This is a genomic window from Streptomyces sp. NPDC057694, from assembly GCF_042799415.1.
Classification (GTDB): Bacteria; Actinomycetota; Actinomycetes; order Streptomycetales; family Streptomycetaceae; genus Streptomyces.
In genome coordinates, this window is the sequence record NZ_JBHVIX010000001.1 from 234,468 (window position 1) to 255,234 (window position 20,767).

Sequence of the window (20,767 nt, forward strand, 5' to 3'; positions counted from 1 at the left end):
CAAAGAGCTGCGGAGGGATGCGGCTCCGGTCTGTGCGGCGTCAGCCCGCGGGATCCGGTTCACTTCTGGCTGGACGGCCGACGGGGTCGCCGACGGCTCCCCCGGTGGCCCGGTGGATCGCGGCGGCGAACCGCTCTGCCAGCACCTGCGGGTCCCCGAACTCCTGGTGTGCGCTGCCCGCGAGGACGGCGGCGCCCACGTGCTCCTCCAGCACTCTGATCACCGCGGCGGCAGCGGCGGCGTGCAGTCGTATCTCCAGGTCCGCGGCGGGGCGTTCGAGCCGGGCGGCGAGGATCGTGCGCAACTCGCCCTCGATCCGGTCGCAGGCCGTCAACCACACGGTGCGCAGGGCGGGTTCGGTCTCGGCGAGGGAGATCATGCGCAGGGCCAGCATCTCGTCCGCCCGCTCCTCGGGACGCGACTGTCGCGCGTAGCTCCTGACTTCGGCGGCGAGGTGGTCGGCGAGCGCGGCCTCGGCCGGCCAGTCGCGCACGACCGACATGAACCACTCGACGCCGTACGTCACGACCGGCTCCGCACAGCTTTCCTTGGTGCGGAAGTGGCGCCAGACGGTGCGCACGGAGACGCCGACGTCCTGGGCGATCCGCTCGCCGCTCGTGGCCTCCACGCCTCGCTCCCAGAAGAGCCGGCAGGCCGCGCGGGAGACGCTCATCCGCAGCATCAGGCGGCGGCGCTCGCTCATGCCGCCCCTCGTCCGTCCCGGTGTTGCCATGAGGTGTCACCTCCTCGGTGCGTCGACAGTCCACACGGCGTCACTGAGAGCCATAATGTCACTAAGTGACGTTCACAGCAATGGCGTGTCCCCCGGTTCGGCGAAACGGCTGGTCAGACGGGCCGGGCAGCGACCGGGTCGCCCACCGCGCCCCCGGTCGCCCGGCGGACAGCACGGGCTACGCGATCGGCGGCGTCGGCGAACTCCCGCGGGTCGGCGCCCCCGAGCAGCGCCGCGCCGATGTCCTCGCTGACGACCCGCAGAGCGGCCGTGGCAGCCGCCGCGTGCAGCCGGACGTCCGGGTCGTCCGGCGCGAGCCCGAGCCGGTCCGCCACGATCCGGCCCATTTCGCGCTCCACCTGGTCGCACGCCATCAGCCACGCCGTGCGCAGCGCGGGCTCCTTGTCGGCGAGCAGGATCATCTTCATCGCGAGGTCGCTGTCCGCCCTCGTGAAGGCGTTGGACTCGCGCGCGTACACGGCCATCCGCTCGGTGAACTGTTCCTCGAGGGAGAGGTGCGGGGGCCAGTCGCGCAAGGTCGCCAACTCCCACTCCAGGCCCTGCGCCACGATGGGCTCCGCGCAGCTCTCCTTGCTGCGGAAGTGGCGCCAGATGGTGCGCGTCGACAGCCCCACCGCCTCGGCGATCTGGTCGCCGCTGGTCGCGTCGACCCCCTGCGCCCAGAAGAGCCGCGCCGCCTCCCGCGAGATCTCGAGGCGGACCCGATGGCGCCGCTGCTCGCTCATCCCGCCACCGCGCCCTTCCTCGGCCCGCGCCGCCCCGACGGCCTTCGTTCCCTTCGCCTTCTTGGACGCCGACTCGACCATCACCGCTCCTGCCTCTGCGATCCCGTTCGGCACCATGCTGTCATTAAGTGACGCACATGTGCGCGGACAGCTTCGTCAGCCGGCGTACGGGGTCAGACCCCCACGCAGCATGGCGAAGGCGTCCGCCGCCTCGTCGCGTGCCTGGGCGGCGAGTTCGTCGGCGGTGGCGCCGTGGGCGATGCGCTCCTGGTTGGTGCGCATCAGCAGCATCAGCACCGTGGCGATCTGGCCGGCGGCCAGGTGCGCCGTCAGCTCGGCCTGCCCGGGGACGCTGTCGTGCAGGGCGTCTCGCAGCAGTTCGGTCAGCCGTTCCTGGTACCGGGCGCGGGCTGCCGTCAGGGACGGGGTGGCGTAGAGGAGCTGGTTCCTGGGTTCGTGGGCGGGATCGCTGGTGGGGGCCATGACCGCCGTCAGCTTCACCGCGGCCGCGATCACCTACCAGACGGCGTCGCCCTACCTGTTCGCCATGGGCCGCGAGGGCGTCTTCCCCCACGGCTGGTCCCGGTTGAACGCCCGTCAGGTGCCGGCGCGTCCGGTGACCGGCCAACTCGGCTGCGGGGCCGCCGTCATCGCCCTTCCCGCCCTGGCCGGGCTCGACCCGCTCACCGGGCTCTTCCCCGCCGTTTCCGGCATCACCTCGCTCGCCCTGGCCACCGGATTCGCCCTGATCAGCCTCGCCACCGTGGTCGCCTCGCTGCGCGGACGACTGAGCGAGCCGTCCCGGTGGCGCACCCGGTTGGCGCCCGGCGCGGCGTTCGTCGGATTCACCGTCGTCGCCGTTCTGGTCGTCGCCCATTACGCCGAGGTGGTCGGCAGCGACGCGCTTGTGGTCGAGCTCAGCCCCGTCGTGTTGTTGATCGCCGCCGTCTACGGGGTGTACGCGGCGCGACGGCGCGGCTGACCTGCTTCACGGCCCGCCAACCGGCCTGCGGGGCGCGCCCGTCGCGTCTCCGGCCAGGCCCTGGACCGCGTCCTGCCGGTGGGCCGCGCCCTGCCGGTGGACCGGACCCTGCCGGTGGACCGAGCCCTCGCCATCCTCAGCGCGGCGCGGCAGCCCGCTGCACGGCGAAGTCGTGGAGCTGGGCGAGGGACTCCGCGATCCGGTCGGCGGGGATGAGGATCGGGATGAGGCCGGTCCGGCCGTCGGGCAGCAGCATCGTCTCGCCGCACTGGCGGGCACCGTAGCGGGCCCACAGGGCCGCGTTGCGGGCGCAGGTCGCCAGCGCGAACATGGCCGCGTTCTGGTCGCGGCAGTGGCTGAGCACGGCCATCGCCAGGCCGAGGCTGGTCCCCTTGCCCTGGGCCCCGGGGACGACGCCCGTGAAACCGCTGTAGACGTGGCGCGGCAGGTCGGCGGGGTGAGCCGACTCGATCCTGGCCAACTCAAGGCAGCGTTCACCCGCCGGTCCGGCCGCCGCCGCGATGCGCTCGCGGAACTCCTCGTGCGCCGTGTGGCCCGGGGCGGTGTCCGGCGACTGCCACAGGGTGACACCGGTGCGGTCCGCGGACACCGCGGCGCCACCGTCGTGGTCGAGCGCGAAGTCGACCTCGGCCCGCATACAGGCACGCAGTCGACGGTCGCGCTCCGGCACATCGAGGGGAAGCGCCCAGTGGTACACCGGGTCGTCGGTGAACGCCGCGGTGAGGATCCTGACGATCTCCTCACGGTCGTGGCAGGGCTGCGCGACGGGACTCGTGTACGCGGTGTCCGCGTCACGCGGGGAGACAAGCTGATCTGTCGGGTGCATCAACGTCATGGCCTTCCGAATTCGCTATGGGGCAGGGCCGTCCGACCAGCAGGCGGCCCACGGCGCGCGTCCCGCGCGCCGACAGTGGACGTGCCGCTTCAGGGCGCGGAGAAATGGCCCATGACGTGCCCGACGAAAACATCGGGAGCTTCCAGCAGCGGCGTGTGGCCGGTGTCGAGCAGGACACTGCTCGCCGTCGCGCATCCCTCGGCCAGTCGCTGCCCCGACCAGGCGGGCGTGAACCCGTCGTGTGCACCGCAGATGACGAGCACCGGAACCGTGATGTCCCGCGCCTGCCGCATCGCCTCGCCGTGCGAGTCGCGGGCACGGCGCAGGGCCGCCGGGGCGTGCGGCAGCCGCTGGACGTCGCTGAAACCCAACCGGGTCACCCTCGACAGCGCCTCTCGGTCACGCGGCCCCAGGGTGTGCTCGCAGAGCACGTCGCACAACTCGTCGATGCGGTCCTGCTCCGCCAGTTCGGCCGCGTGCGTCAGCAACTCCCATGACGCCGGGGGCACCACCTCCGAGACGTTGGCCAGCACCACCCGCGCGATCCGCTCCGCACTGCGCGCCAGCAAACGGCAGGCAACCACAGCGCCGTAGCAGTACCCCAGCAGATCGACCTGGCCCACTCCCAGGTGGTCCAGGGCCACGAGCACCGCCCGGGCCTGCAACTCGTAGCCGGCGACGGTTTCGTCGTCCAGTTCCGAAGCGCTGCCACAGCCGGGCAGATCGAACGTGATGATCATGGCGTCGGCCGGCAGGCGTGCCTCGATCAACCGCCAGTCGTACATGTCCATCAAAGCCCCGCCGAGCAGCACGATCGGCCTGCCCACCGACGGCAGCGAGGCGGTCCGCACCCGGCAGGTGAAGTCGTACCCCGCCACCTCCAGACGGTGCAGCCGCTCCTGCGGCCTCTCAACCACCCCTGTGGTCCGCACACCTTCCACGACGGTCATACCGCGACCCCACCGGCCCCGCACCACTCACCCGGCAGACCACGCACAGCAAAGATTCTCTTCATGAACTGCAAACGACCCCGCCCCGACCGAGGCACGGCCCCGCCACCAGACTCCGGCACGCCACCCGCCAAGGCCGAACCCGAATGCCAGGACAGGCCTCAGAATCCTCGCCAGACGTTGTCGAACGCGGCGTCCTCGATCGACCGGCGCTGTCGTACGGCTTCGAGCTCCATCACCGCATTGCCGACGGCTGCCAGCACCGTGGTGACCGAGTCGTCGGTGATGTCCTGGTCCGCACCCGGCTTCTCGTCCTCGACCCCGGCAGCTGCCGCCAAGACGGCGAGGACCGGCTCGCCGGACGCCCGGCGTTGCTCCGCGCGACCGTGGGCCACAGGGTCCACCGGACCCCGCCGCCCTGTCAGCAGCGGGTTGCGGCGGCCACGCTTGCGGGCCCCTGGCCCGGCGCCCTCCAAGTCGTCGACATAGGCCGCGGCGAGCTCCCGGCCGCGCCGCCACAGCCAGTCCTCGACGGTCTCGAAGGGCTCCTGCCGGTTGAGCGCCGCGTCGGCCTCGTCGAGGAGCCGGTCTCCCGTCTCCGTCGGCGGACCGGGCACGATCCGGTCCTCGTCGAGGGTGAGCGCACCGGCGCCGACGAGGTCGATCACTTCGGCGCCCGCGAGGGCGAGCGACAGGTCGCCCTGCTCCACTGTGCGGCCGGGCGGTACGTCGAGAGCGACGAGGGCGAGGTCCCGTGCAGTGGTCATCAGCACTCCAGGTCGATCGTCAGCCGCGTTCGGGCCGAGTCTCCCACGTCCTTCTCGACGCCGCTCCTGGCGGATGACGGACAACGGACGGGGCACCGGGCGGCGGCGCTCGTCGACCGGCCCGGAAAACGGGAGAACCCAGGCCGTTGGTTCACGGACACCGCAACCACGGAATACGCCATAGGTGAATCGACGCACCGAACCCGAGCACACACCCGACGGCCACTACGTGGTGATCAGCGGACGCAGATGGCGGGCAACCGACCCGTCCGTACCCGACGACGTCGCGGCCCGGCTGCGCTCGCACCTCATGGCCGCTCGCCGGGCGGTGGGCGTCGCCCTCCGCGAGAAGGACACGACGGCGGAGCGCGCCTCACGCAAGCGCGTCAACGCCGCGAAGGTCGCTCTCGGGGAGCGGGGCACACCGCCGTGGTGGGAACAGGACGAGAAGGCTCGCAAGCAACGGTGGGAAGAGGGACTGCGTCGGCTCGACTCCTAGCGGCCGGCCTCGAAGGCGATACGTCCCGCGGACCACGTGGGCTCAGCGAAGCCAGTGGGGCGGGCGGGATCAGCCCGGCTTGACCGCCCGCGTCGCGAAGTAGTTCGACATGTATTGAGCGGATGCGTTGGACTGGTGCGGCGCTTCAGCGAAGGCGGTGACGACGAATCCCGCGGCGAGTTGCCCGCCGATCTGGTCGGTGAGGGTGTGGCTGTATTCAAGAGCGGCATCCGCGCCGAACTTCGTGGCGCGTTCCTCGGCGGAGTACTGCGTGACATCGCTGTAGGGCAGCTTGTGCACGACGATCAGCTCGCCGCGCTCGTCGAGCGCCTCGTGGTCGAACAAGTACACATCAGGGTTGAGGAAGCCCACGAGCAGAGTTCCGCCCGGCCGCAGGACGCGGAAGCACTCGCGCCACACCGCTGCCAATTCCGGTACGAACAGGTTGGAGACCGGATGGAACACGACGTCGAATGTGGCGTCGCCGAAGGCGCTGAGGTCGCGCATGTCGCCCAGGACGGTGCGCAGTTCGAGTCCGTCGCGCTCCGCCACCATCTGGTCCCGGCCGAGTTGGCGGGGTGAATTGTCGAACACGGTGACCCGCGCCCCCGCGGCGGCGAGGATCGGCCCCTGCTGGCCACCGCCGGAGGCCAGGCACAATACGTCCTTGCCGGTCAGGTCCGTCGGGAGCCAGGAGCGGTCGACCGGCTCACGCCCGATGAGAACGATCGACCAGTCGCCCCTGCGAGCGCGCTCGATGTCCTCGGCACTCACCGGCCTCGTCCACTCGTTGCCCTCTTGGACATATTTGTCCCAGGCCGCTCGATTGTGGGCCACCGGGTCGACAACAATGTCCTGCACGTTCAACTCCCTGCTACAGCCTGGCGGACACCTGCGGTACCGACAGTTCGGTGCCGCCAGCCAACACGATCGCAGGGGGCGGGCTCAACGAAATAGCGGTGCGTCGGCATGGTCGCCCTTCAGATGGCGGCGAGCCTGTCGAGAAGGTGGGCGAGTTCCGCCGGCGCCTGAAGGTGGGCCAAGTGTCCCTGGCCGGGGAGTTCGTGGACCGAGGCGTGGACGATGTGCTGCCGCACCTTGTCGAAGGACGTTCCGTAGGGAGCACTTCCGCGATTGCACTGGCCGATGATCAGCTCGACCAGGTCTGCCTGTTGCGCCATCTCACCCAGGGGCAGCGCCGCGTTGAGGGACCGGAGTTCGGCATACAGCGGTCCGCTCAAGCGGCGCAGCATCGCCCACCCGTCTTGATCGGCTCGAAGACCTTCGACGTGCGCAGCGGAGAAGCCGGAGATCTGCCGGTTGACGATCTCGACGCTGCGATCCCAGTCCGACGCCTCATCCGCGACTTTCAGTTCCGGCAGTGCATGACGTCCGAAGGGCGGCATCACCGGCTCGTAGGCGATCACCTGGGAGATCGGGTGATCGTTGGCTGCCAGCAAGGTGATCAAGCCGCCGTAACTCCAGCCGAAGAGCGCCCTCGCGCTGTCGAACTCGGCAAGGACGACACCGAGGTCCTCGACCTCCGTCCGCAGCGAGTACGCGTCGGTCAACGGCCCCGAGGAAGCACGACCCCGGCGGTTCACGACGACCACTGAGGGCCACGCGTCGATGGCTCCCGCGACTCGGCCCCACGCGTGCGCATCGCTCATCACGCCCGGGACGACGACGAGGCCAGGAGCGTCCGGCTCCCCGTACACATCGACGGTGACCCAACTGCCCCCGCCGACCGGCACCTTCTTCTGAATCGTCTGCTCCATAAATCCATTATGGAGCAGACGCTCTACAATACAAGCGTGACAGAACGCACCCGTGGACGACCACGAGCCTTCGACCGCGACCGTGCGGTCCTTGAAGCCGCTCGCCTCTTTTGGCGACGCGGCTATTCCGGCACCTCGACCCGCGCTCTGACCGAGGCCCTGGGGCTTTCCACCTCCAGCCTCTACTCCGCCTTCGACAGCAAAGCAGGACTGTTCGAGGAAGCGGTGCGGACCTACGCGGAGCGCTACCGCGAGATCTATCAGCAGGCAGTCGCCGAGAAGGACATCCGGACCGTCATCGACCGCGTCCTGACCGACTCGGTCCACGAGTTCACCCGGCCGAGCGACACACATCCCGGGTGCCTCATCAGCAGTGCCGTGATGGCCGACAGCACGAGCACTCTCGATACCAGCGCCCACATCGCCGACCTGCACTTCTCGAACGAGCAGGCCCTCCTCGCGCGCATCGAACGAGCCATCCGGGACGGGGAACTGGCCGCCGGTACCGACGCTGCGGCCCTGACCGGGCTCATCCAATCCGTCTGGCACGGCCTGTCGGTGCGGTCCAACGTCGACACGGCTCGCGAAGGCTTGCTCGCGACGGCGCACCTCGCAAAGCAGCTGATCTGCCAACAACTCGCGTCACCGACCTCGTACGCCGGTGAGCGCCACTCGGAGCGGGTCCCCGCACTCGCCCCGCAGGGCCAAGCCCGTGCTGTCGCTTCTAAGCGGGCCTCGCGCTGAAGGATGCCGTGTTCAGCTGTCGGTGATCACCGGCCGGAAGCACGCCGTGACGTCCTTGCCGCGGGGGCACTCGTTGGCCTGCCAGGTGTCCGCAAGCGCGTCGATGAGCATCAGCCCGCGACCGCCGGTCGCCTCCTCGTCGTTTTCACGCCGCCGGGGCATCTCGGGGCTGCTGTCGTGCACCGTCACATGGAGACACTCGCCGTCCCAGGTCAGGACCAGTTGGGCGGTGCTGCGTGCGTGGATGTGCGTGTTCGTGACGAGCTCGGAGACCGCGAGCAGCACGGCGTCGACCGTGTCCGGCGCGCTGCGGGACCACTCCAGGTCCTCCACGTGCGAGCGCGTCCAGTCACGGGCCGCCTTGACGCCGCTGCTGACCGGCAGAGAGCGCGCCCAACCCACAGCCCTGAGCGAAGAGTCCGCCACGATGGACCGCCTTTCTTGTCTGTGCACACTGTCTCGTGCCCCGGATCGGCCATTGCACTTACGCGTCCCCCAAGGAGACCCCGGTAACGGGTTCACCGGCGACGGAGAACCTACTCTTTCCAGCGTGGACGTCTGGACGTACCGCCCAAGAACGTGACCGTGCCCGTGGCGGCCGGTCTGCCCCTGCTACCCCCGGCGGGCAGGCGTGCGGAGGTCCCGGAAGAACGCGGTGATGTCGTCGGCCAGCAGGGCGGGTTCCTCGTGGGCCGCGAAGTGGCCGCCGCGGGGCATGTGCGTGTAGCGCGTGAGGTGGTAGGTGCGCTCGGCCCAGTTGCGCGGCGGTTGGGCGAGGTCCGCGGGGAACAGGGCCAGGGCGGTGGGGACTTCCACGCTCCGCACGCGCCGGGTCAGGTGATGCGCGAACTCGTAGTACGGCCGGAAGGACGTGGAGATCGTGCCGGTGAACCAGTAGAGGGATGCCTGAGTCAGGAGGAAGTCGTCGCTGAACCGTGTGGACAGGTCGCCTCCGCAGTCGCTCCACGCACGGTATTTCTCCAGGATCCAGGAGAGCAGTCCGGCGGGTGAGTCGTTCAGGGCCGGAGCGAGGGTGAGAGGGCGGGTGCTCTGCTGGTGCATGTACCCGCCCTCTTCGGCCTGCCAGGCCGTGGCCGAGGCGAGGTGCGCGGTCTCCTCCGAGGTGAGCGAGGCCGGGTCGTGGCCGGCCGGCGCCGCTGCGGCGAGCAGGTGGATGCCCACGACGGACTCGGGGTGCGCCTCGGCGAGCCGTGAGGTGATGCCGGCGCCCAGATCTCCGCCGTGGGCCGCATAGCGCCGGAAGCCGAGGTGATCCTGCATCAGCCGGTGCCAGAGCTCATGGGTCTGCTCGGTGAGGGTGGGCCGTTGCGGCGAGAAGGGGAAGCCGGGCAGTGAGGGGACGATCACGGTGAAGGAGTCCTGGGGGTCTCCGCCGTGGCGGGAGGGGGCGGCCAGGCGTTCGGCCAGGGACGTGAGTTCCAGGACGGTGCTCGGCCAACCGTGGGTGAGCACGATCGGCAGAGCGTCCGGGTGTTCGGCGTCGTAGCGCAGGTAGTGCACCGGCGTGCCGTCGATGTCGGCGAAGCGGGAGGGCAGCGCGTTGACGGCGGCTTCGTGGGTTCGCCAGGCGTAGCCATGGGCCCAGTGGTCGACGAGCCGGCGGAGTTCGGCGGCGTCGGTACCCGCCTCCCAGCTGTCCTGCACGGGCCAGGGCTGGGGCCACCGGGTGGCGCGCAGGCGGGAGCGGAGGTCTTCCAGGTCGGCGTCACTGATGTCGATGACGGGTGGGGTGGTCGGCAAGGTGTGACTCCCTCGGCGTGTGCGTACTCGCGGTGCTCGTGGTCTCGCCCGCCCAACTTCCAGCTGCGGCAGGGGTTTTCATGTCTTCGACGCGGCGGCCGAGCCGAGCGTCTGCACGATGGCCGAGCGGGTCTCCTCGCGTGGTTCCCGGTCCGTGGACAGCAGCGCGTGCATGATGAGCCCTTCCAGAAGGGCATCGAGGCGAGCAGCGGTCCGCGGCCCGGTGAAGCGGGCCAGCACGGCCCGGCTGGACCTCGTCCACTCCTGGGTGAGTGCGCGCAGGGCGGGATCGCGCAACGCGGCCAGGTGCAGCTCGAAGCCGAGGACCGCGCTGCGCTGCCGGGACGGCCCTCCCTGGACCAGGTCCACCAGGACATCGATCAGGTGCTCGCGCGAGGTCACTTCGGTGAAGAGCGCCTCGTATGCGGCGGTCCGCTGCTCGACGTACCTGGCGAACGCCTGCGTACGCAGTTCGGTGAGGCTCGCGAAGTGGTACGTGACGGAGCCAAGTGGCACGTCCGCGCGGGCGGCGACCTTGCGGTGCGTGAGTCCGGCGACTCCGTCCTCGACCAGCACCGTCAGTGCGGCATCGAGCACGCGGTCCCTGCGCAGCGGGTCATGTCGGCGTGTGCGTCGCCCCTCGCCGCTCGCCGCCTCTTGCTCCGCAGAGGCTCCCTTTCCTTGCATAAGAACAAACGTACACCACGTAAGAACAACTGTTCTTAACAAAGACGGCGCCCATGGCTGAAACGTCTGGCGCGTGGCGTCTCCGCTGTGGTTACCTGGCTCCATGACCGTGCTCGTGACCCGCCGCCACATCGACTATGTGCGTGTCACCACTACTGGTTGTTCCGCCGCGAGCTGACGCCGCGCTCCGGCCCCGGACCTGCCTTCTGACCAGCAGAAGACAGGTCTCGGACAATTCCGCGCTTCGTCGCTGATCGGGTCGTGACCGGGTTCTGACCGGTCCCGACCCCACATTCCCCTCTCTGTGGTTCTCCGGTTCTCCGGTTCTCCGGGTCCCGGTGCTCCGGCCTTCCCGTCTGCCGCTCTGCCTTCCGTCTTCCCGACCTTCGTCCAGGGAGCATCGTCATGAGCCAGCCCATCGATTCCGTCACCGCCGGCCACACCCCCGAGGAGGCGCCCGCCGCGCCCGACACCTCGGCCTGGTCCTTCGAGACCAAGCAGATCCATGCCGGGGCCGCGCCCGACCCGACGACCGGCGCCCGTGCGACGCCGATCTACCAGACGACGTCCTTCGTGTTCCGCGACACCCAGCACGCCGCCGACCTGTTCTCACTGGCCGAACCCGGCAACATCTACACCCGCATCCACAACCCCACCCAGGACGTCCTCGAGCAGCGGATCGCCGCGCTGGAAGGCGGTGTCGCCGCCGTCGCGCTGGCGTCGGGGCAGGCGGCGGAGACGCTGGCCATCCTCACGCTCGCGAGCGCGGGAGACCACATCGTCTCCAGTACGTCGCTGTACGGCGGCACGTACAACCTCTTCCGCCACACGCTCCCGAAGCTGGGCATCGAGGTGTCGTTCGTGGACGACCCCGACGACACGGAGGCGTGGCGGGCGGCGGTCCGGCCCCACACCAAGGCCCTGTTCGCGGAGACGCTGGGCAACCCCCGCGGCGACGTGCTCGACGTGCGGGCGGTCGCGGACGTCGCCCACGCGGCCGGCGTACCGCTGATCGTCGACAACACGGTGCCCACGCCCTACCTGTTGCGCCCCATCGAGCACGGGGCGGACATCGTCGTGCACTCGGCGACCAAGTTCCTGGGCGGGCACGGCGCGGCCATCGCCGGTGTCGTCGTCGACGGCGGCACCTTCGACTTCGGCGCGCACGCCGAGCGGTTCCCGGACTTCACCGAACCCGACCCGAGCTACCACGGCCTCCAGTACTGGCCGGCCCTCGGCCCCGGCGCCTTCGCCGTCAAGCTGCGGGTCCAACTGCTGCGCGACCTGGGCCCGGCGCTGTCGCCGCACTCCGCGTTCCTGCTGCTGCAGGGTGTGGAGACGCTGAGCCTGCGCATCGAGCGGCACACGGCGAACGCGCTCGCGCTCGCGCAATGGCTGGAGCAGCGTGACGAGGTCGCCGCCGTGCACTATCCGGGACTTGAGTCCAGCCGGTGGTACAAGGCGGGGCAGAAGTATCTGCCGCGCGGTTCCGGCGCCATCGTCTCCTTCGAGCTGCGCGACGGGGTCGAGGCGGGCAAGAGGTTCGTGGACGCGGTCGAACTGTTCAGCCACCTCGCGAACATCGGTGACGTCCGCAGCCTCATCATCCACCCGGCCTCCACCACCCACAGCCAGCTCGACGAGGAGCAGTTGGCGGCCACCGGCGCCTCCCCCGGTCTGGTGCGTCTGTCGGTCGGGATCGAGAACCTCGCCGATCTGAAGGCGGACCTCGAGGCGGGATTCCGCGCCGCGAAGGGCGCGTCCTCCTGAGCACCGCTCTGACGCCGTCCCAGGTCCCCCTCCCGCCGGCCACCGGAGCCTGGCAGGAGGGGGACCCGCCCGGGCGTCGGCAGTGGTACGACCTGCCGGCCCCGCTCGCGTTGGAGGCGGGCGGTGAACTGGCGGGCGTACGGCTCGCGTTCGAGACGTGGGGGCGGCTCGCTCCGGACGCGTCCAACGCCGTCCTGGTGCTGCACGCCCTCACCGGCGACAGTCACGTCGCGGGCCCGTCCGAGCCCGGACATCCCACGCCCGGTTGGTGGGACGGTCTCGTCGGGCCGGGGCTCGCCCTGGACACGGACCACTGGTACGTCGTGGCGCCGAACGTCCTCGGCGGCTGCCAGGGCAGCACCGGCCCCGCGTCCCTCTCCCCCGACGGGCGGCGCTGGGGCGGCGCGTTCCCGTTCCTGACCCAGCGCGACCAGGTGGCGGCCGAGGCCCAGGTGGCCGACGCGCTCGGCATCGACCGCTGGGCGCTGGTGGTCGGCGGCTCGATGGGCGGGATGCGGGCGCTGGAATGGGCGGTGTCGCGTCCCGGGCGGACCGGAGCGCTCCTCCTGCTCGCCACGGCGGCCGCGGCGAGCGCCGAGCAGATCGCCTGGGCCGCGATCCAACTGCACGCCATCCGTTCCGACCCGCACTGGCAGGGCGGCGATTACCACGCCACGGCCCACGGCCCGGCCACCGGGCTGGCCCAGGCCCGGCGGCTGGCCCATGTCACGTACCGCAGCGAGCCGGAGCTCCACGTCCGGTTCGGCCGCACTCCGCAGAGCACGGAGGACCCGTGGCGCGGCGGCCGGTACCAGGTCGAGTCGTACCTCGACCACCATGCCGACAAGCTGGTGCGCCGATTCGACGCGGGCAGCTACGTGGTGCTGTCCGAGGCGATGAACAGCCATGACATCGGCCGCGGCCGTGGCGGGGTGCGGAGCGCTCTGCGCCGGGTGACGGCCCCGACCCTCGTGGCCGCCGTCGGTTCCGACCGCCTCTACCCACTTTCCCAGCAGGGGGAGTTGGCGAGCGGCATCCCCACGGCAGACGCGCTCCGGCTCATCGAGTCCCCGTACGGCCACGACGGCTTCCTCATCGAAGTGGAACAGGTCGCCTCACTCGTGGGCGAACTCGTCCCCCACCCGCGCACCCACCAGGAGAAGACATGACCACCGTCCAGGATTCCGTCGGCGAAGCCGACGCACTCGCCGACTTCACCGCCCTGTGGCAGACGTGGCACCAGGACAAGGACGCCGCGCTCGCCCACGAGCACGGGTTCCTCGCCGTCACCGGTCTGTACTGGCTGGACGTCACTCCCCGGCGCCATCCCGGCGCGCCCGGGACCTGGTCGGCGGACGGCGACCGCGTCACCGTCGAGCTCGACGAGGGAGAGACGCTCGTCGTCGACGGCGCCACCGTGCGCGGACGGCACACCTTCGACGCCCTTCCCGAGCGCGGTGACGTCCGCGCCGTCTGGAACGACGCCGTGATCGAGATCGCCCGGCGCGGCGGCCACGATGTGCTGCGGCCGCGCCACCCGGACCACCCGCTGCGCACCGCGTTCCAGGGAACGCCCGCGTTCGCACCGCACCCTCGCTGGGCTGTCACCGGCTCGTACACGCCGTTCGCCGAGCCGCGGCCGACCACCGTCGGCGCGGCCGTCGAGGGGCTGCGGCACGTCTACGACGCACCGGGCCGGGTCCGGTTCCGGCTCGACGGGCAGGATCTCGAACTGACCGTGTTCAACGGGCGCGCCCCGGGCAGTCTCCTCGCGCTGTTCACGGACGCGACCTCCGGCGTGACCACGTACGCGGCCAACCGCGCCCTGCACATCGATGCCCCCGACGCCGACGGCGGCGTGGTCCTGGACTTCAACCGCGCCACCAACCTGCCCTGCGCCTATACCGACTTCGCGACCTGCCCCCTGCCTCCCGCCGAGAACCGGCTCCCGGTCGCGATCGAAGCAGGTGAGCAGATCCCGTTCGAACGAACCAGGGACGAACGGTGAACGCCCGGGCGCTTGACCCTCACCCGCGCGTCAAGGGTTAGCGTCCCGGCACCGTTCAGGCTCTACGGCTCCGGAGGTCATCCATGTCGACACCGTCCATCGGTCGCGAGATCCACCTGGTCAGCAATCCCAGCGGCCTGCCGGCTCCGGAGCACTTCCGGGTCGCCGAGGTTCCGGTACCTCGACCCGCCGCTGGCCAACTCCTCGTAAACAACAGGAAGTTCCTTGTCTTCGCGGGACTGCGCACTCTGGTGTCGCGTCAGGGCGAGGGGTTTCCGTTCCCGCCGCTGAAGCCCGGAGAGCCCCTGATCGGCCCGGCGCTCGGCGAGGTGGTGGCGGCGGGGCCGGGGGTCGCCGACGTACCTGTCGGGGCTCTGGTCACGCACATGCTGGGCTGGCGGGAGTTCGCGGTGGTCGACGCGGACGCGGTAGAGGTGGTGCCGGCCGGGCATCCCGATCCGGTGGCGCTGCTGTCCACGGCGTCCGCCGCGTACGGGGCACTGACCCGGCTGACCCGGCTGCGCAAGGGCGAGACGGTTCTGGTGACGGGCGCGGCGGGCGGGGTCGGCTCGCTCGCCGGGCAGGTGGCCCGGCTGCTGGGTGCCGGGAGGGTGGTCGGCACGACCCGCAGCCCGGGCAAGGCCGAACGGCTGCGGCAGGAACTCGGGTACGACGCCGTCGTGGTCCCCGGAACGGATCCGCTGGCCGACCGGCTCGCCGAGGCCGCGCCGGACGGCTACGACGTGGTCGTCGACAACGTCGGTGGTGAACAGCTCACCGCGGCCCTTGAGGTGACCCGGCCCGGAGCACGGGTGGGCCTTGTCGGGGCGCTGTCGGGGCAGTTCGACCCCGTGCTGGCCGGCGGCACTTCACCCGCGGTGATCGACACGTATTTGCTCGTCAGGCGGTCGGTGTCGCTGCTCGGCTACCAGGGTGGCGACCATCCCGGTGTGGAGGAGGAGTGGCGCGAGAAGCTGGCGGACTGGCTGCGGGCGGGAGAGATCGTCTATCCGTACGTGACGCTGCCGGGCATCGACCGGGCGCCGGGAGCGTTGCAGGAACTGCATCAGGGACGTCACTTCGGGACCCTGGTGGTAGAGATCTGACCGGCGCCAGTCACGAGGGAGACCCCGGATGCGTATCGGAGACGCCGCGGCCGCCGCGGGCACCACCCCGCGCGCGCTGCGCTTCTACGAGGAGCGGGGTCTCCTCCCGCCCCCGCACCGCACGACGACCGGTCAACGGGTCTATGCCGAGCGGGATCTGGCCCGGATCCGCGTCATCCGGCGCCTGCTCTCCCTGGGCCTGACCGTGGAGGACGTGCGCACCTGCGCCGACCGGCTCGACCTGCTTCTCGCCGAGCCCGGCCGCCGGTGCGTCGTGCCCGCCCCCGGCGAGGCACCGGGGATCGTGCAACAACGGATCGACGCACTCGACACGGAGATCACACGGCTCACCGCGCTGCGCGACAGCCTCGCACGCCAGATCGCGGCACCCGAGCCGGCCGGGCATCCGGGCCTTTGACCGCTGGCCGCCGTCCATGGCCGCCGTGAGTGCCTGACGGCTGCCGCGCACGTGTTCTCGTGCATCATCCGGGATCGGCGACTTCGTCCCCACTGCGCCTGGACTGGGGCGTGATGGCGTGGGCGGGTGGCGTCACGGCCTCCGCCCCGTTCCGGAAGTCGCCCCTCTGCGTGGTGCCCATGCTCACTGCCTTGATCATCTCGCCGTCGACCAGGATGACGAGACAGCCGCAGCCGCCGAGGCAGTACTCGATCTCGCCTCGGGATGTGCGGTGGCGAGACTTCAGTTTCCACCACTGCGTCCGTGCCGAGATCGGCTCGTGGCAGACGGGGCAGTGGTCGTACGCCGACGTGTCCGTGGATGTGCGCGTCATGCCTCCAACATGACGTCACTTCCTAAAGCAGTTCAACCATTACATCAATCCGGCCTGGCCAGTGATGCTGTAATGGCTCTATGCAGTTCAATCATTACGGCGGCGAGGCTGCCCGGCTGGCCGCGGACCTGGTCAACTTGAGCGCCCCGCCTCGACCCGAGGATCTGGAACCACTACTTGCCGCACGCAGTGTGGTGAACCGCAGGTTCAGCACGGCGCAGGCCGAGACAATCTGGACATGGAGCCGTCGCCTGGCCGAGTGCTTCGGCCCGCAGGACCTCGGCGAACGGTGCGAGAAGGTCAACGCACTTCTGGCCGACGCCTCCAGCAGCCCCCGCATCTCCCTGCATGACGGTCATCCCCACCTGCACTACAGCGCCCCTGGCGCCGACGCCGCCGCACACGTCCGTGCCGTCACCGCCGCCGGACTCGCCTACGTCATCTGCTCCTCGGACGCCGAGCGGCTCGGGCGCTGCGCCCGCCACACCTGCGGTACGGCATTCGTCGACACCTCCCGCAATGGCCGTCGCACCTATTGCTCGGTGCGCTGCGCCAACAATGACGCCGTGGCCCGCCACCGCGAGCGACGCCCGGTCGACACGCGGCCATCAGCTGCCCGGAAGGCACGGAAACCCTGAACGACGGGCGACACCGTCGCCCGTCGTCGGAAGCAGACGTCGCCCTGCCGCCTTCACAGCAATTCGAGCAACCGCTCACACGCCGCGACGCACGCCGTGGTGGCCTCGACGCACAGGCGGCAGTGGTCGTGCATCATCTCGTGCTCCCGGCATTCGCGTTCGCAGCGCAGACACGCGCTGGTGCAGCTCTGCAGCAGGGTGATGAGGCCTTCGCGTTCGGCGTGACCGCTCTGGCGCAGGAGAGTCGAGGCGGTCGCCGCGCAGACCGTCGCACAGGTCTCGGCCGCCGCGGCCGCGCGGGAAAGGCGCGTCGTGTCCTCCTCGGACAGGCAGGCGTCGGCGCAAGCCGTGCAGGCCGCGACGCAGCCCAGTGCGGCTTCCACCGCCCGGGCGATCGCTTCGCGTGTCTCCGCCGCCGCGGCGACGGGGTGAGCCTGGAGGAGCCTCTCGGCAGAGAACATGAGCTTTCGTCTCCTGAATCGATGTGGTGCGGAACAGACGCAGGGGCGGAGTCATGCGTCGCTGAGACGCACGGCGGCTTCCTCGGCGGACGCGGCGCCACGGTCGATCATGCGGACCGCCCGCCTCCTGTGGCAGAAGCCCTCGGTCCACCCATCGTGTTCGATGGTTCGAACGTCCGCCACCGGTCACGAGTCCACGCGGGCCGTACCTCCGTCGGCGGCGCCCTGGGTGAGGTCGCGGATGTGGGGCACGGCGCGGCTGAGTCCGAGGACACCGGCACCGATCAGGACCGCTCCGGCGGCCTCCGGGACGAGGTACCAGCCCGTGCGGATCGTCTCCTGGAACAGGAAGATCCCGAGCAGCAGGCTGACGGTCGCGTCGCCGATGGTGAGAGCCGGCTGGGAGGCCGCCAGCGATCCTGCCTGGAGGGCGTTCTCCAGCAGCAGCACGGCGCCGATGCCGGTGACGGCGAACCCGTACGTCTGCCAGGTCGTGAGGAACGCGGCCGGGCCATGGTCGGAGAAGGTTCCGGTCGCGGACTTGAGCATGGCCGCGGTCAGGGCGTTGGCGACCGCCGATCCGAGGCCCAGGCAGGCCGCTCTGACCAGTGCCGAGGAACGGTTGCGTGCCACCAGCAGGGCGGCGCCGACAGCGCCGAGGCAGACCGCCAGCGCGGGGGTCCACCGGCTCATCGGCGCGTCGCTGGAAGAACCCGACGGCGCGGCCGCGCCCAGCAGCAGCCCCAGCCCGGCGACCACACTCGCCACCGCCCACCACCCCACGGCGGGCAGACTCCGGTGCAGCAGCGGCATCGCGATGATCAGCGCCAACGGCAGCTCCAGCACGAACAGGGGCTGGACCAGTGCGAGCGGCCCGAAGGCGAGAGCCAGGGCTTGGAAGAGCGCCGCACCGATCACGCCGGCGATTCCGGCCACCCAGGCGGGCCGGCGGGCCAGAGCGAGCAGCAGCCGCAGACCGCCGCCCTCGGGGACGGTGGCGGCGGCTTTGCGCTGGAAGGCCGTTCCGGCGGCGTTGCTGGCCGCTCCGAGAACGGCGAAGACCACTGCGAAGAGGAGCACATGCGCGATGCTGCCCCGCCCCGTGAGGGCTCGGTGCCGGGCCGCCGGCGGATTGAGCCGATCGGACGCGGACACGCCCGCCGGTCGGTTCCCCTGCCACCGCCCGGCGACGTCGCGCCGTCGGCCTGGTCCGCGGCCTCGGTGTCACGGCCGGCCGGTATCGAGCCGGCGCAGGGACGCTGCCTCACTCAGGCACCTTTGGCGAGGTGCCGCCGCCGGCTCTCGTCCGGCTGCGGACTTAATTCGTTGCCCTCCTCATGTGCCCCTGCCAAGATCGCTGGAGGCTGGCGCGGAGTGTGTACCGGCCGGCCGATGCTTTCGTACCTGAAAGGTACCTGGATGTCCTTCTTGAGCAGTGCCGTTACTCGTGTGTCCGCCGTGCCGGGGACCGGCGCCGAGCTCGATCTCGTGCTTGCCCTCACCTCCGCGGAGCCCGTGTGGCGACTGCCCTCCGATGCCTATCGGGAGGAGGCCGCCCAGCGGCAGTACCGACCGGAGTGGACCTGGGCGGCCTGGGGGCCGGACGGGCAGGTACTGGCCCGCGCCCTGTGGTGGGGGCAGAGCGACAGCACGCATCCGCTCGCACTCGACTGTCTCGCCGTCGCCGACGAGGTGCCCGCCGCCGAACGGGCCGCGCTGGCCGCCGCGTTGCTCGACGCGGGGCACCAGGCGTTCCGCGAGACGGGCGCCGAGGCTCCGCCGCTGTACAACCTGATGCGGCTGCCCGGATCCTGGCGTGACGACTCCGAGCACGTCACCGCCGTCGCATGGCGCCAGGAGGCGGCCCGCCGCGCGGGCCTGACGGTCGAGGTGGAGCGGCTCCAGTTCGAGTGGACGCCCGAGTCCCCGCTGCCCGCCGCGCCTGAACGCCTGGTGTTCTCCCCGGAGCCGGACGACGAGGTCTTCCTCCAGGCGATGCTGCGGGTCGCCGAGGGCACACTCGACGCCCACACCCTGGAGAGCGAGGCGGCCACCGGGCGGGAGGACACGGCCCGCGAAAGCCTGCAGTTCTACATCGACCGGCCCGGCAAGCGCGAATGGTGGCGCCTCGCTCACACCCCGGACGGAGCCCTGGCCGGCCTCGCCATCCCGTCGGCCACTCCCTACAACCGCAACGTCGGCTACCTCGGCGTCGTCCCCGAACTGCGCGGCCGCGGCTACGTGTCCGAGGTCCTCGCCGCCATCACCCGCTTCCAGGCCGAGGACGGCGCGGAGCGCGTCACCGCCACGACCGACCTCGGCAACCGTCCGATGGCGGCGGCCTTCACCCGCGCCGGATACCGCACCACGGAGACCCGCCTCATCTTCTCCGCGCCCGTGGAATAGGCCGACGCCTCGGAGGACCCTCGGTTCGGGGTGCGGCACCTGCCGGTCAACGGGCTTGTTCGAGTCACGTCCGCACTATCTGGGAGAAGCATGACAAGCAGGTTCACCGAGTTGACCGTCGACTGCCGTGATCCGGAGAGACTCGCGGTGTTCTGGTGCGAGGTCCTGGACTTCAAGGTGATCGACCGGCGCGAGGACATGGTCGAGATCGGCTCCTGGGTACCGACCGTCGAGGAGATCCGAGCCCGACAGATGCCGCCCACCCTGGTGTTCATCCGCGTACCCGAGGGCAAGGCGGTCAAGAACCGGCTTCATCTCGATGTCAGCCCGATCGACGGCAGCACCGAGGACGAGGTGACCAGACTGCTCGGCCTCGGCGCCACCAGGACGGACGTGGGCCAGGGCCCAGACCGGAGCTGGGTGGTCATGGCCGACCCCGAGGGCAATGAATTCGACGTCCTGCGCACCCTGGCACCGCAGGACTAGAGCGCCGCGAGACCGAGAACGCCAAGCGGTCGCGGGTGCCGTCGAGGAACTGCTGCTCTGCCTCGACATCACGTACTCAAGGCGGCGGATGGCGCTTGAGGACATCGAGATCGGCCGCCGGGGGCAACGGAGCAACGACCTTCAGACGACGTCGAATTCGTTGCCCTCGGGGTCCTGCATGGCGGCGGCGTAGAACCCCGACTCCGGTTCATCCTTGATACGCACCACAGTGGCACCGGCTTTGGCCAGACGTGCCACCGTGGTGTCGACCCGCTGTCTGCGGACCTCCAGCAGGACGTCACGGCCCCCACCGACCTTCAGGTCGAAGTGCCACCTGTTCTTTGCGGTCTTCGGTTCCGGAACCTGCTGGAACCACACCCTCGGGCCACGCCCCGCGGGATCGATGATCGACTCCGGGATGTCCCCTGCTCCGGGCGGCAGTTCTTCCTCGGGCACCCCCATCGACGCCCAGTAGGCACGCCATGTGGCGTGCCCGGCGGGCGCGGGCTCGGGCACATAGCCGAGCGCCTCGGCCCAGAAGGTCACCATCCTCTGCGGATCGGAACAGTCGATCGTCAGCTGCACTGTCATCTCCATG

26 protein-coding genes are annotated in these 20,767 nt (G+C 70.6%); 11 read left to right on the forward strand and 15 right to left on the reverse strand.

The window, feature by feature from the left end:
• Positions 1-40: 40 nt before the first annotated feature.
• From ACFVDP_RS01185 to ACFVDP_RS01195, 3 genes are all read right to left on the reverse strand, one after another.
• Positions 41-733: a TetR/AcrR family transcriptional regulator gene (locus ACFVDP_RS01185; RefSeq protein WP_383481269.1), complete on the reverse strand. Its 693-nt coding sequence runs from the start codon at positions 731-733 to the stop codon at positions 41-43.
• A gap of 113 nt (positions 734-846) precedes the next feature.
• A complete protein-coding gene (locus tag ACFVDP_RS01190) occupies positions 847-1,596 on the reverse strand; it encodes a TetR/AcrR family transcriptional regulator (protein ID WP_383481272.1) in 750 nt (249 codons plus the stop codon).
• Between the two features lie 39 nt (positions 1,597-1,635).
• Positions 1,636-1,962, reverse strand: a complete 327-nt coding sequence (locus tag ACFVDP_RS01195; RefSeq protein ID WP_383481275.1) for a hypothetical protein — start codon at positions 1,960-1,962, stop codon at positions 1,636-1,638.
• Between ACFVDP_RS01195 and ACFVDP_RS01200 the strand changes: the two genes are divergently transcribed.
• Complete coding sequence (locus tag ACFVDP_RS01200; RefSeq protein ID WP_383481278.1) at positions 1,961-2,461, forward strand: hypothetical protein; 501 nt, start codon at positions 1,961-1,963, stop codon at positions 2,459-2,461. The genes ACFVDP_RS01195 and ACFVDP_RS01200 overlap by 2 nt on opposite strands.
• Before the next feature lie 136 nt (positions 2,462-2,597).
• On the opposite strand, the gene ACFVDP_RS01205 is transcribed toward ACFVDP_RS01200, so the two are convergent.
• From ACFVDP_RS01205 to ACFVDP_RS01215, 3 genes are all read right to left on the reverse strand, one after another.
• Positions 2,598-3,308: a hypothetical protein gene (locus ACFVDP_RS01205; RefSeq protein WP_383481281.1), complete on the reverse strand. Its 711-nt coding sequence runs from the start codon at positions 3,306-3,308 to the stop codon at positions 2,598-2,600.
• A 98-nt stretch (positions 3,309-3,406) separates the two neighbouring features.
• Positions 3,407-4,195 (reverse strand): alpha/beta fold hydrolase, encoded by a 789-nt coding sequence (locus ACFVDP_RS01210; protein WP_383481283.1) that lies wholly within the window; start codon positions 4,193-4,195, stop codon positions 3,407-3,409.
• 233 nt (positions 4,196-4,428) lie between these two features.
• On the reverse strand, positions 4,429-5,034 hold the full coding sequence (locus ACFVDP_RS01215) for a GPP34 family phosphoprotein (RefSeq protein ID WP_383481286.1): 606 nt from the start codon (positions 5,032-5,034) through the stop codon (positions 4,429-4,431).
• A 184-nt stretch (positions 5,035-5,218) separates the two neighbouring features.
• Here ACFVDP_RS01215 and ACFVDP_RS01220 point away from each other — a divergent pair, with 184 nt between their 5' ends.
• Positions 5,219-5,533, forward strand: coding sequence for a hypothetical protein (locus tag ACFVDP_RS01220; protein ID WP_383481289.1), 315 nt, complete (start codon positions 5,219-5,221; stop codon positions 5,531-5,533).
• 69 nt (positions 5,534-5,602) lie between these two features.
• Here ACFVDP_RS01220 and ACFVDP_RS01225 read toward each other — a convergent pair whose 3' ends face one another.
• Together ACFVDP_RS01225 and ACFVDP_RS01230 are read right to left on the reverse strand one after the other, a co-directional pair.
• Positions 5,603-6,394 (reverse strand): class I SAM-dependent methyltransferase, encoded by a 792-nt coding sequence (locus ACFVDP_RS01225; protein WP_383481292.1) that lies wholly within the window; start codon positions 6,392-6,394, stop codon positions 5,603-5,605.
• A gap of 119 nt (positions 6,395-6,513) precedes the next feature.
• Complete coding sequence (locus tag ACFVDP_RS01230) at positions 6,514-7,311, reverse strand: alpha/beta fold hydrolase (RefSeq protein ID WP_383481295.1); 798 nt, start codon at positions 7,309-7,311, stop codon at positions 6,514-6,516.
• Between the two features lie 36 nt (positions 7,312-7,347).
• Between ACFVDP_RS01230 and ACFVDP_RS01235 the strand changes: the two genes are divergently transcribed.
• A complete protein-coding gene (locus tag ACFVDP_RS01235) occupies positions 7,348-8,055 on the forward strand; it encodes a TetR/AcrR family transcriptional regulator (RefSeq protein ID WP_383481298.1) in 708 nt (235 codons plus the stop codon).
• Positions 8,056-8,067: 12 nt separating this feature from the next.
• Here ACFVDP_RS01235 and ACFVDP_RS01240 read toward each other — a convergent pair whose 3' ends face one another.
• From ACFVDP_RS01240 to ACFVDP_RS01250, 3 genes are all read right to left on the reverse strand, one after another.
• Entirely contained in the window at positions 8,068-8,481 is a 414-nt protein-coding gene (locus ACFVDP_RS01240) for an ATP-binding protein (RefSeq protein ID WP_383481301.1), read from the reverse strand.
• 186 nt (positions 8,482-8,667) lie between these two features.
• Positions 8,668-9,816, reverse strand: a complete 1,149-nt coding sequence (locus ACFVDP_RS01245; RefSeq protein ID WP_383481304.1) for an epoxide hydrolase family protein — start codon at positions 9,814-9,816, stop codon at positions 8,668-8,670.
• 78 nt (positions 9,817-9,894) lie between these two features.
• A complete protein-coding gene (locus ACFVDP_RS01250; RefSeq protein ID WP_383481307.1) occupies positions 9,895-10,413 on the reverse strand; it encodes a TetR/AcrR family transcriptional regulator in 519 nt (172 codons plus the stop codon).
• Between the two features lie 495 nt (positions 10,414-10,908).
• On the opposite strand from ACFVDP_RS01250, the gene ACFVDP_RS01255 reads away from it, so the two are divergent.
• From ACFVDP_RS01255 to ACFVDP_RS01275, 5 genes are all read left to right on the forward strand, one after another.
• A complete protein-coding gene (locus ACFVDP_RS01255) occupies positions 10,909-12,273 on the forward strand; it encodes a bifunctional o-acetylhomoserine/o-acetylserine sulfhydrylase (protein ID WP_383481309.1) in 1,365 nt (454 codons plus the stop codon).
• Positions 12,270-13,442 carry a homoserine O-acetyltransferase gene (locus ACFVDP_RS01260; RefSeq protein ID WP_383484245.1) on the forward strand — a complete coding sequence of 391 codons (1,173 nt, stop codon included), beginning with the start codon at positions 12,270-12,272 and terminating at the stop codon, positions 13,440-13,442. The genes ACFVDP_RS01255 and ACFVDP_RS01260 overlap by 4 nt, the downstream gene beginning before the upstream one ends.
• Positions 13,439-14,281 (forward strand): DUF1684 domain-containing protein, encoded by an 843-nt coding sequence (locus ACFVDP_RS01265; RefSeq protein ID WP_383481311.1) that lies wholly within the window; start codon positions 13,439-13,441, stop codon positions 14,279-14,281. Before ACFVDP_RS01260 ends, ACFVDP_RS01265 begins: the two co-directional genes overlap by 4 nt.
• Positions 14,282-14,364: 83 nt before the next feature.
• Positions 14,365-15,387, forward strand: coding sequence for an MDR family NADP-dependent oxidoreductase (locus tag ACFVDP_RS01270; RefSeq protein WP_383481313.1), 1,023 nt, complete (start codon positions 14,365-14,367; stop codon positions 15,385-15,387).
• Positions 15,388-15,415: 28 nt separating this feature from the next.
• Positions 15,416-15,805, forward strand: coding sequence for a MerR family transcriptional regulator (locus ACFVDP_RS01275; protein ID WP_383481316.1), 390 nt, complete (start codon positions 15,416-15,418; stop codon positions 15,803-15,805).
• Positions 15,806-15,869: 64 nt separating this feature from the next.
• On the opposite strand, the gene ACFVDP_RS01280 is transcribed toward ACFVDP_RS01275, so the two are convergent.
• Positions 15,870-16,178, reverse strand: coding sequence for a hypothetical protein (locus tag ACFVDP_RS01280; protein WP_383481319.1), 309 nt, complete (start codon positions 16,176-16,178; stop codon positions 15,870-15,872).
• Between the two features lie 80 nt (positions 16,179-16,258).
• Here ACFVDP_RS01280 and ACFVDP_RS01285 point away from each other — a divergent pair, with 80 nt between their 5' ends.
• Positions 16,259-16,816: a CGNR zinc finger domain-containing protein gene (locus tag ACFVDP_RS01285; RefSeq protein WP_383481322.1), complete on the forward strand. Its 558-nt coding sequence runs from the start codon at positions 16,259-16,261 to the stop codon at positions 16,814-16,816.
• A gap of 53 nt (positions 16,817-16,869) precedes the next feature.
• On the opposite strand, the gene ACFVDP_RS01290 is transcribed toward ACFVDP_RS01285, so the two are convergent.
• Entirely contained in the window at positions 16,870-17,277 is a 408-nt protein-coding gene (locus ACFVDP_RS01290) for a four-helix bundle copper-binding protein (protein ID WP_383481325.1), read from the reverse strand.
• A gap of 186 nt (positions 17,278-17,463) precedes the next feature.
• Positions 17,464-18,357 (reverse strand): DMT family transporter, encoded by an 894-nt coding sequence (locus tag ACFVDP_RS01295; protein WP_383481327.1) that lies wholly within the window; start codon positions 18,355-18,357, stop codon positions 17,464-17,466.
• 339 nt (positions 18,358-18,696) lie between these two features.
• Between ACFVDP_RS01295 and ACFVDP_RS01300 the strand changes: the two genes are divergently transcribed.
• A complete protein-coding gene (locus tag ACFVDP_RS01300) occupies positions 18,697-19,683 on the forward strand; it encodes a GNAT family N-acetyltransferase (RefSeq protein ID WP_383481330.1) in 987 nt (328 codons plus the stop codon).
• Positions 19,684-19,773: 90 nt separating this feature from the next.
• Positions 19,774-20,169, forward strand: coding sequence for a VOC family protein (locus ACFVDP_RS01305; protein WP_383481333.1), 396 nt, complete (start codon positions 19,774-19,776; stop codon positions 20,167-20,169).
• 141 nt (positions 20,170-20,310) lie between these two features.
• Here the strand turns inward: ACFVDP_RS01305 and ACFVDP_RS01310 are convergent, their stop codons facing one another.
• Positions 20,311-20,766, reverse strand: coding sequence for a VOC family protein (locus tag ACFVDP_RS01310; RefSeq protein WP_383481336.1), 456 nt, complete (start codon positions 20,764-20,766; stop codon positions 20,311-20,313).
• Position 20,767 lies beyond the last annotated feature (1 nt).

Bases quoted from the DNA above. Each gene is read 5' to 3' on its own strand.
- ACFVDP_RS01215 (WP_383481286.1), bottom strand. From the start codon at position 5,034: ATGACCACTGCACGGGACCTCGCCCTCGTCGCTCTCGACGTACCGCCC.
- ACFVDP_RS01230 (WP_383481295.1), bottom strand. From the start codon at position 7,311: ATGGAGCAGACGATTCAGAAGAAGGTGCCGGTCGGCGGGGGCAGTTGG.
- ACFVDP_RS01305 (WP_383481333.1), top strand. From the start codon at position 19,774: ATGACAAGCAGGTTCACCGAGTTGACCGTCGACTGCCGTGATCCGGAG.
- ACFVDP_RS01265 (WP_383481311.1), top strand. From the start codon at position 13,439: ATGACCACCGTCCAGGATTCCGTCGGCGAAGCCGACGCACTCGCCGAC.
- ACFVDP_RS01300 (WP_383481330.1), top strand. From the start codon at position 18,697: ATGTCCTTCTTGAGCAGTGCCGTTACTCGTGTGTCCGCCGTGCCGGGG.
- ACFVDP_RS01195 (WP_383481275.1), bottom strand. From the start codon at position 1,962: ATGGCCCCCACCAGCGATCCCGCCCACGAACCCAGGAACCAGCTCCTC.
- ACFVDP_RS01285 (WP_383481322.1), top strand. From the start codon at position 16,259: ATGCAGTTCAATCATTACGGCGGCGAGGCTGCCCGGCTGGCCGCGGAC.
- ACFVDP_RS01200 (WP_383481278.1), top strand. From the start codon at position 1,961: ATGACCGCCGTCAGCTTCACCGCGGCCGCGATCACCTACCAGACGGCG.
- ACFVDP_RS01290 (WP_383481325.1), bottom strand. From the start codon at position 17,277: ATGTTCTCTGCCGAGAGGCTCCTCCAGGCTCACCCCGTCGCCGCGGCG.
- ACFVDP_RS01190 (WP_383481272.1), bottom strand. From the start codon at position 1,596: ATGGTGCCGAACGGGATCGCAGAGGCAGGAGCGGTGATGGTCGAGTCG.
- ACFVDP_RS01275 (WP_383481316.1), top strand. From the start codon at position 15,416: ATGCGTATCGGAGACGCCGCGGCCGCCGCGGGCACCACCCCGCGCGCG.
- ACFVDP_RS01255 (WP_383481309.1), top strand. From the start codon at position 10,909: ATGAGCCAGCCCATCGATTCCGTCACCGCCGGCCACACCCCCGAGGAG.
- ACFVDP_RS01205 (WP_383481281.1), bottom strand. From the start codon at position 3,308: ATGCACCCGACAGATCAGCTTGTCTCCCCGCGTGACGCGGACACCGCG.
- ACFVDP_RS01280 (WP_383481319.1), bottom strand. From the start codon at position 16,178: ATGACGCGCACATCCACGGACACGTCGGCGTACGACCACTGCCCCGTC.
- ACFVDP_RS01310 (WP_383481336.1), bottom strand. From the start codon at position 20,766: ATGGAGATGACAGTGCAGCTGACGATCGACTGTTCCGATCCGCAGAGG.
- ACFVDP_RS01185 (WP_383481269.1), bottom strand. From the start codon at position 733: ATGGCAACACCGGGACGGACGAGGGGCGGCATGAGCGAGCGCCGCCGC.
- ACFVDP_RS01270 (WP_383481313.1), top strand. From the start codon at position 14,365: ATGTCGACACCGTCCATCGGTCGCGAGATCCACCTGGTCAGCAATCCC.